The organism is Sphingosinicella sp., from assembly GCF_052387495.1.
Lineage (GTDB): Bacteria > Pseudomonadota > Alphaproteobacteria > Sphingomonadales > Sphingomonadaceae > Allosphingosinicella.
This window is the reverse complement of sequence record NZ_JBQTJC010000221.1, coordinates 1-6,192: the sequence shown is the minus strand read 5'-3', so window position 1 is coordinate 6,192 and position 6,192 is coordinate 1. Positions and strand designations below refer to the sequence as shown.

The following is a 6,192-nucleotide window of genomic DNA, read 5'->3' as shown; positions in this document are numbered from 1 at the left end:
TCCATCAGCTTCTCGGCCTTGAGCCCCGTCTTCGCGTGGGCGGATTGCGAGCAATAGCCGCAATCCTCCGGGCAGCCGCCGGTCTTGATGCTGAGCAGGGTCGAGAGCTGCACCTCGTTCGGCGCGTGGTGACGGCGATGGATCTGCTGAGCCTGCCAGAGCAGGTCGAGCAGCGGGAGGCCGAACAGCGCCGCGATCTCGTGGCGGGCCCAGTCGGTCCGGATCATTCCGCGGCCTCCTCGAGCGGCGGCAAATTGTGGCCGAGCAGCTTCAGCACCTCGCCGGCCGCCTCGACCAGATTGGTGCCGGGGCCGAAGATCGCCTGCACGCCGGCTTCGCGCAGCATGTCGTAATCCTGGGGCGGGATGACTCCGCCGACGACGACCTTGATGTCGGGGCGGCCCAGATCGCGCAAATGGCCGATCAGCTCGGGGACGAGCGTCTTGTGGCCGGCGGCGAGGCTGGAGGCGCCGACCACGTCCACGCCTTTCTCGACGGCGAGACGGGCGCTTTCCTCCGGCGTCTGGAAGAGCGGGCCGGGGACGATCTCGAAGCCCAGGTCGGCGAAGGCGGAGGAGACGAGGTTAGCGCCGCGGTCGTGGCCGTCCTGGCCCATCTTGGCGACCAGCATGCGCGGCTTGCGGCCCAGCCGGGTGCCGACCGCGCCGACGCCGTCCTTCGCGCGGTCCCAGGCGGGATCGTCCGCCCAGGCGGCGCCGTAGATGCCCTGAACGGGCGTCGGCACCGTCCCGTAGCGGCCAAACGCGTCCTCCAGCGCCAGGCTGATCTCGCCCAGGGTACAGCGAGCGCGGGCGGCCTCGACCGACAGAGCGAGCAGATTGGCGTCGCCCTTCGCTCCCTCGCGCAAGGCGTCCAGCGCCGCCTCGGCCTTCGCCCCATCGCGGCCGGCGCGGACCTGCTCCAGGCCCCTGATCTGCCCGGCGCGGACCTTGGCGTTGTCGACTTCGAGGATATCGAGATGCGTCTCTTCCGGCAGCCGGTAGCGGTTGACGCCGACGATCACCGTCTCGCCGCGGTCGACCCGGGCGGCACGCGCTGCGGCCGCCTCCTCGATGCGGCGCTTGGGCATGCCGGCGGCGACCGCGGCGGTCATCCCGCCGAGGTCTTCCACCTCCTCGATCAGCGCCCAGGCCTTGTCCGCCAGCTCCTTGGTGAGCGCCTCGACATAATAAGAGCCGCCGAGCGGATCGGCGACGTTGGCGATGCCGCTCTCCTCGGCGAGGACGAGCTGCGTGTTGCGCGCGATCCGAGCGGAGAAATCGGTGGGCAGCGCGACCGCCTCGTCGAAGCTGTTGGTGTGCAGCGACTGGGTGCCGCCGAGCACCGCCGCCATCGCCTCGATCGTGGTGCGAATCACGTTGTTCCAGGGGTCCTGCTCGGTCAGCGACACGCCCGAGGTCTGGCAATGGGTGCGCAGCATCTTGGATTTGGGATTTTGCGCGCCGAAGCCGTCCATGATCCGGTGCCAGAGCAGCCGCGCCACGCGCAGCTTCGCGACCTCCATGAAGAAGTTCATGCCGATGCCGAAGAAGAAGCTGAGCCGCGGCGCGAAGGCATCGACGTCCAGCCCCTTGGCGCGGGCGGCGCGGACATAATCCATGCCGTCGGCGAGGGTGAACGCGAGCTCCTGCACCGCCGTCGCCCCGGCCTCGTGCATGTGATAGCCCGAGATCGAGATGGAGTTGAACTTCGGCATGTGGGCCGAGCAATATTGGATGATGTCCGCGACGATCCGCATCGAGGGCTCGGGCGGATAGATGTAGGTGTTGCGGACCGCGAACTCTTTCAAAATGTCGTTCTGGATCGTGCCGGTGAGCTGCGTCTGGCTCACCCCCTGCTCCTCCGCCGCGACGATGTAGAAGGCCATCACCGGTAGCACCGCGCCGTTCATCGTCATCGAGACCGACATCTCGTCGAGCGGGATGCCGTCGAAGAGGATCTTCATGTCCTCGAGCGTGTCGATCGCAACGCCCGCCTTGCCGACATCGCCGACGACGCGGGGATGGTCGCTGTCATAGCCCCGGTGGGTGGCGAGATCGAAGGCGACCGAGAGCCCCTTCTGCCCGGCGGCGAGGTTGCGGCGGTAGAAGGCGTTCGAATCCTCGGCGGTGGAGAAGCCCGCATATTGGCGAATGGTCCACGGCCGCCCGGTGTACATCGAGGCATAGGGCCCGCGCGTGAACGGCGCGAAGCCGGGGAGGCCGGGGTCCAGCCCCTCGACATCCTTGGCCGTGTAGAGCGGCCGCACGTCGATCCCCTCGGGCGTGCGCGCGGTCAGGTCCTTGCCCTTCACTTCCTTCGCGGCGGCGGCTTCCCAGTCTGATCTCGTTGGCTTGCGATCGCTCATTCAGATGCTCCCCGGCGCAGGCCGGGGTCCAGCCCTAAACAAAGGACGACGCGGGAGCGCCGCCTGGGCCCCGGCCTTCGCCGGGGAACAAGGAAAGTCAATGCCCGCCGTCCCGCGGGCTCTCCATAATTTCCGTGAGCACCCCGCCCATATCCTTCGGGTGGACGAAGAAGACGAGCGTGCCGTGCGCGCCGATCCGGGGTTCGCCCAACACCCGGGCGCCCTTCGCCTCCAGCTCGGCCTTGGCGGCGTGGATGTCCGGTACCTCGAAGCAGACATGATGCTGCCCGCCCGCCGGGTTCTTCTCGAGAAACGTCACGATCGGCGACTCCGGGCCGAGTGGCTCGATCAGCTCGATCTGGCTGTTCGGCGTATCGACGAAGCAGACCCGGACGCCCTGCGCGGGCAGATCGAACGGCTCGTGGACCTTGGTCGCGCCGAGCATTTCGCGATAGAGCGCGACACTCGTTTCGATCGATGGGGTGGCGACGCCGACATGGTTCAGGCGGCCCAAGGGCATTTTCCGATCTCCAATCGTCACCCCGGACTTGATCCGGGGTCCATCTTCTCTTCACGCAACCCTTAAGAAGAAAGGCGGATGCCGGATCAAGTCCGGCATGACGAGCAGGCGGAGTCAGAGCCCTTCGCGCAAGCCAAGGTCCAGCAGCAGATCCGCCGCGACGACGGCGATCAGGATGAACGTCACCGCATGCAGCGCCAGCAGCACGCCGAACTTCGCCGCATTGTCGCCACGCTCGAGACAGGAGCGATAAAGCGGCAACCGCCCCTCCCGCAGCCCGCGAAGAATGCGCCAGGCAATGATCGGCAGCAGCGCGAGGCAGACGAGGCCGATGAGAAGATTGTCGCCCTGGAAGCTCAAGTGCGAGCGAGCTCGATATGGGTTAGACGGCCGAGGTTCATGGAGCGATCACCTCTCTGCCAACAGCGACCTGCTCACCATCAAAATGGACAGTGCCCTGAACGCGCCGATTAATTGCCAGTTGGACCATGTCCCAATGAGAATTCGACATGTTGGATGACGGACCCGTCACTTCATAGGCACGGCGCCCTTGATCGAAGAGAGTGTTGGTCGTGTAATATATGTGACCGGCTGCATGAGCGATCGAGAGAGCTTCATTACGATCTTTGGCAAGCACAAATAGGTTATTGAAAGAGGTATTATATATTTCCCACAGCCTCACGGCCTCGCCGTCCTCGGAGCGCCCCCAATTTACTCGGCATTTGGTCATGACGACCTCCTAAAGCGGGATATTGTCATGCTTTTTCCACGGGTTTTCGAGCTGCTTGTCGCGCAGCTTGCGCAAGCCCAGGGCGATGCGGCGGCGGGTGGAGTGGGGGTAAATCACCTCATCAATGAAGCCCATTGAGGCCGCGACGAAGGGGTTGGCGAAGCGCTCTTCGTATTCGGCGGTGCGCTCGGCGATCTCCTCCGGCGTCTTGCCCCTGAAGATGATCTCGACCGCGCCCTTGGCGCCCATCACGGCGATTTCGGCGGTCGGCCAGGCATAATTGAGGTCGCCGCGCAGATGCTTGGAGGCCATCACGTCATAGGCGCCGCCATAAGCCTTGCGGGTGATGACAGTAATCTTGGGCACGGTCGCCTCGGCATAAGCGAAGAGCAATTTGGCGCCGTTCTTGATGATCCCCTCATGCTCCTGCGCGACGCCGGGGAGGAAGCCCGGCACGTCGACGAAGGTGACGATCGGAATATCGAAGGCGTCGCAGAAGCGTACGAAGCGGGCGGCCTTCTTCGAGGATTTGATGTCGAGCACGCCGGCGAGCACCATCGGCTGGTTGGCGACCACGCCCACTGTCCGCCCCTCGACCCGGCCGAAGCCGGTGATGATGTTGGCGGCATGGGCGGGCTGGAGCTCGAAGAAATCGCCCTCGTCGAGCACTTTGCGGATCAGCTCGCGCATGTCGTAGGGCTTGCTCGCGCTGTCCGGGATCAAGGTGTCGAGGCTCTCGTCGGTCCGGTCCCAGGGATCGTTCGAAGGCCGCTCCGGCAGATCGTGGCGGTTGGAGAGCGGCAGAAAATCGAAGAAATCGCGCGTCGCCAGAAGCGCGTCGATGTCGTTCTCGAAGGCGACGTCGGCGACGCCTGACTTGGTCGTATGGGTGACCGCGCCGCCCAGCTCATCCTGGGTCACGACCTCGTTCGTGACGGTCTTCACCACGTCGGGCCCGGTAACGAACATGTAGGAGCTATCCTTCACCATGAAGATGAAGTCGGTCATCGCTGGAGAATAGACCGCGCCGCCCGCGCAGGGGCCCATGATCAGGGAGATTTGCGGGATCACGCCCGAGGCGAGGACGTTGCGCTGGAACACCTCGGCATAGCCGCCGAGGCTGGCGACGCCCTCCTGGATGCGGGCGCCGCCGCTGTCGTTGAGGCCGATGACCGGTGCCCCGACCTTCATCGCCATGTCCATGACCTTGCAGATTTTCTGCGCGTGGCGTTCGGAGAGCGAGCCGCCGAAGACGGTGAAATCCTGCGCGAAGACATAGACGAGGCGGCCGTTGATCGTGCCCGAGCCGGTGACGACGCCGTCGCCCGGAATGACCTGCTCGGCCATGCCGAAATCGGCGCAATTGTGCTCGACGAACATGTCATATTCTTCGAGACTGTCGGGATCGAGCAGCACCGTCAGGCGCTCGCGCGCGGTCAGCCGCCCCTTGGCGTGCTGCGCCGCGATCCGTTTCTCGCCGCCCCCGAGCCGCGCCTGCTCGCGGCGTTTCTCGAGCTCTTCGATGGTCGTCGCCATGGTCGGGTCTTATGCGCGACCGGGCGTCGTGGCAAACCGCGGCCGGGGCGCGGCCAGGCTATTTGTAGAAGCCCTCGCGCAGGTTGATGCCGTGCTCGACCCAGGCCTTCATCGCGCACAGCATCTGCGCCCAGCCCTGGCAGTTGCCGTAGCTGCCCTGCAGGCCGCGCTCGGTTTCGCGCCAGCCTTCCTCGGCGATCGTCACCAGGGTGCGATCGTCGCCTTGCGGATCGAACTCCATCGTAACCGTCGTCTGGTAGCCGGCCGCCGCTTCGGCCGGAATGTCGCCCCCGCCCTCCGGAGGCGGCCCCTCATAGGCTTCCCATTTGAGGACGATCTTCCGATCCGGTACGACCTCGACCACCTCGACCGGAAAAGCGCCGGGAAAATCGTGAAAGTCCCACATCACGGTCGCCCCTTCCTCGATCCGGCCCTTGGCGCCGCCGGTGGTGAAGTAGCGGGAAAGCGTGTCCGGATCGGCCACCGCCTCGAACACGTCGTGGACGGGGCGGGCGATGTAGCCGCTGATCTTGAACTTGAGGTCCATGGCGATTCTCCTTGCTCTGCCCGCTTATATGTTATAAGTCTATAACATGTCAATCGAGGCCCGCAACGACCGGATCTTCAAGGCGCTGTCGGCGTCGACGCGGCGCTCGATCCTCGATCTGCTGAAGGACGATCCGCAAACCACCGGGGCGCTCTGCGCTCTATTTCCGGACCTCGACCGCTGCACGGTGATGCAGCATCTGAAGGTGCTCGAGGAGGCGGAGCTGGTGATCGTTCAGCGCAAGGGGCGGGAGCGGTGGAATCACCTCAATCCGCTGCCGATCAAGCACATCCACGACCGCTGGATCGGCCCTTATGCCGCCCACGCGGTCGGCCTGCTCGACCGGCTGAAGACGGATCTCGAACGGGTCTAGCGGCCGTCAAAGGTCGGCTGGCGCTTCTGCAGGAAGGCGTAGACCGCCTGCTTGAAATCTTCCGTGCGGCCGGCGTCGCGCTGGGCGACGCGCTCGGCGGCGAGGGCGTCGGTCAGCG

The 6,192-nt window shown here is 65.3% G+C and carries 7 protein-coding genes and 1 pseudogene; 1 reads left to right on the top strand and 7 read right to left on the bottom strand.

Annotation, left to right across the window (positions count from 1 at the left end; genetic code table 11):
• The 7 genes and pseudogenes from ACT4N8_RS12210 to ACT4N8_RS12180 all read right to left on the bottom strand — a co-directional run.
• Positions 1-227 (bottom strand): annotated as a pseudogene (locus ACT4N8_RS12210) (biotin synthase BioB); the annotation flags it as partial.
• Complete coding sequence (scpA, locus tag ACT4N8_RS12205; RefSeq protein ID WP_444858400.1) at positions 224-2,368, bottom strand: methylmalonyl-CoA mutase; 2,145 nt, start codon at positions 2,366-2,368, stop codon at positions 224-226. The pseudogene ACT4N8_RS12210 and the gene scpA, both read right to left, overlap by 4 nt.
• 97 nt (positions 2,369-2,465) lie before the next feature.
• Complete coding sequence (gene mce, locus ACT4N8_RS12200; RefSeq protein WP_444858399.1) at positions 2,466-2,888, bottom strand: methylmalonyl-CoA epimerase; 423 nt, start codon at positions 2,886-2,888, stop codon at positions 2,466-2,468.
• A 114-nt stretch (positions 2,889-3,002) separates the two neighbouring features.
• Positions 3,003-3,248 carry a hypothetical protein gene (locus tag ACT4N8_RS12195; RefSeq protein WP_444858398.1) on the bottom strand — a complete coding sequence of 82 codons (246 nt, stop codon included), beginning with the start codon at positions 3,246-3,248 and terminating at the stop codon, positions 3,003-3,005.
• 37 nt (positions 3,249-3,285) lie between these two features.
• Positions 3,286-3,618, bottom strand: a complete 333-nt coding sequence (locus ACT4N8_RS12190) for a hypothetical protein (RefSeq protein WP_444858397.1) — start codon at positions 3,616-3,618, stop codon at positions 3,286-3,288.
• Positions 3,619-3,627: 9 nt separating this feature from the next.
• The gene (locus ACT4N8_RS12185) at positions 3,628-5,154 is read right to left on the bottom strand and encodes an acyl-CoA carboxylase subunit beta (protein ID WP_444858396.1); all 1,527 of its coding nucleotides are present in this window, start codon (positions 5,152-5,154) and stop codon (positions 3,628-3,630) included.
• Positions 5,155-5,212: 58 nt separating this feature from the next.
• Positions 5,213-5,701 (bottom strand): SRPBCC domain-containing protein, encoded by a 489-nt coding sequence (locus ACT4N8_RS12180; protein WP_444858395.1) that lies wholly within the window; start codon positions 5,699-5,701, stop codon positions 5,213-5,215.
• Between the two features lie 46 nt (positions 5,702-5,747).
• Between ACT4N8_RS12180 and ACT4N8_RS12175 the strand changes: the two genes are divergently transcribed.
• The gene (locus ACT4N8_RS12175) at positions 5,748-6,074 is read left to right on the top strand and encodes an ArsR/SmtB family transcription factor (RefSeq protein WP_444858394.1); all 327 of its coding nucleotides are present in this window, start codon (positions 5,748-5,750) and stop codon (positions 6,072-6,074) included.
• Positions 6,075-6,192: the final 118 nt, after the last annotated feature.

Coding starts and splice junctions, on each gene's coding strand:
- ACT4N8_RS12190 (WP_444858397.1), bottom strand. CDS start 3,618: ATGACCAAATGCCGAGTAAATTGGGGGCGCTCCGAGGACGGCGAGGCC.
- ACT4N8_RS12185 (WP_444858396.1), bottom strand. CDS start 5,154: ATGGCGACGACCATCGAAGAGCTCGAGAAACGCCGCGAGCAGGCGCGG.
- ACT4N8_RS12180 (WP_444858395.1), bottom strand. CDS start 5,701: ATGGACCTCAAGTTCAAGATCAGCGGCTACATCGCCCGCCCCGTCCAC.
- scpA (WP_444858400.1), bottom strand. CDS start 2,368: ATGAGCGATCGCAAGCCAACGAGATCAGACTGGGAAGCCGCCGCCGCG.
- mce (WP_444858399.1), bottom strand. CDS start 2,888: ATGCCCTTGGGCCGCCTGAACCATGTCGGCGTCGCCACCCCATCGATC.
- ACT4N8_RS12175 (WP_444858394.1), top strand. CDS start 5,748: ATGTCAATCGAGGCCCGCAACGACCGGATCTTCAAGGCGCTGTCGGCG.